The organism is Micromonospora sp. NPDC047707 (assembly GCF_040704235.1).
In the GTDB taxonomy this organism is placed as follows: domain Bacteria; phylum Actinomycetota; class Actinomycetes; order Mycobacteriales; family Micromonosporaceae; genus Micromonospora.
Window position 1 is genome coordinate 1 of the sequence record NZ_JBEYSU010000146.1, and the last position, 1,507, is coordinate 1,507.

Below are 1,507 nucleotides of genomic sequence, written 5' to 3' on the forward strand. Positions count from 1 at the left end.
GCTCATTGGTGCACCCTTGTCTCACTCGAGCTGATGTTGGTTCGAGTGCACCGGTGACCGTCGGGCCATCGCCCAGCTCGCTCGATCTTTGAGGTCCAGCGTGAGTTCTGCGAGGCCCGGCGGCCCGGGACACCCCGACTGGCAACAGGGCTATGCGCCGTCGAGCGCCGCTCAATGAGCGACCGGCAGTGGTGTCCCGGAACCGCCAGGTGCTTCCCCACTGGTAGCGCAGCGGAGAGGCAACCATGAGTGTGACCGACAGTGCCGCGTCGGCGCGAGGGAACTCGGCCGGGGTGGACTGGGCCAAGGACGACTACGCCGTCTGCGTCATCGACGCCGACGGTGAGCCGTTGGAGCGGCTGACGCTGACATACACCAAGACCGGCCTGAGACGGCTGATCGACCTGCTCGACCGGCATCGGGTGGACGCGGTCGGCATCGAACGCCCGGACGGCCCGATCGTCGATGCGCTGCTGGCCGCCGACACGACCGTATACGTGATCCCACCCTCGCAGGTCAAAGCACTGCGCCGACGGTACGGCTCGGCCGGGAACAAGGACGACCGGTTCGACGCCTACGTCCTGGCCGACACGGTACGCACCGACCGGCGACGGCTGACCCCGCTCGTGCTGGACAGCCCACCGACCACCGCGCTGCGCAAGCTGTGCCGCGCCCGCAAAGACCTCATCGCCCACCGCATCGCGGTCGCCAACCAGCTGCGCGCTCACCTGGCCACGGCCCTGCCGGGCACCGTCGAGCTGTTCAACGACATCGACTCGCCGATCAGCCGGCAGTTCCTGACCCGGTTCACCACCCAGGACGCCCTGGACCGGCTGTCGCCCACACGCCTGGCCGGCTGGCTCAAGAGCGTGAGCTACAGCGGCCGCACCGACCCAGCCGTGCTGCACGCCCGCATCACCGCCGCGCCTCGCGGCGCCACCGGCGACTACGGACAGACCCTGGCCGGTATCACCCGCGCCTACCTCGCCACCCTGGCCGCGATCGTGGCCCAGATCGACACCCTCAACCAGCAGATCACCGACACCCTCGACCGGCACCCCGACCGGGACATCTTCACCAGCCTGCCCCGCTCCGGCACCGTCCGCGCCGCCCGGCTGCTCGCCGAAATCGGCGACGCCCGCGGCCGATTCCCCACCCCAGCATCCCTGGCCTGCCTCGCCGGCGTCGCCCCGTCGACCCGCGAATCCGGCAAGGTCCGCATCGTCGCCTTCCGCTGGGCCGTGGACAAACAACTCCGCGACGCCGTCTGCGACTTCGCCGGCGACAGCCGCCACGCCAACCCCTGGGCAGCCAACCTCTACCAACGAGCCCGCGCCCGCGGCCACGACCACCCCCACGCCGTCCGCATCCTCGCCCGCGCCTGGCTCGACATCATCTGGAAGTGCTGGACCACCAACACCCCCTACAACCCCGACCGGCACCGAGCCCTCCAACACTTGCTCAGCCAAGATCAACCGGCGATGGCTTGACACAGGGCAACTCACGC

The 1,507-nt window shown here is 69.8% G+C and carries 1 protein-coding gene; it reads left to right on the forward strand.

What is annotated here, in order from left to right; translation table 11 throughout:
- Nucleotides 1-245: 245 nt before the first annotated feature.
- Nucleotides 246-1,490, forward strand: coding sequence for an IS110 family transposase (locus AB0873_RS32515; RefSeq protein ID WP_155329394.1), 1,245 nt, complete (start codon nucleotides 246-248; stop codon nucleotides 1,488-1,490).
- The last annotated feature ends 17 nt before the right edge of the window (nucleotides 1,491-1,507 follow it).

Bases quoted from the DNA above. Each gene is read 5' to 3' on its own strand.
- AB0873_RS32515 (WP_155329394.1), top strand. From the start codon at position 246: ATGAGTGTGACCGACAGTGCCGCGTCGGCGCGAGGGAACTCGGCCGGG.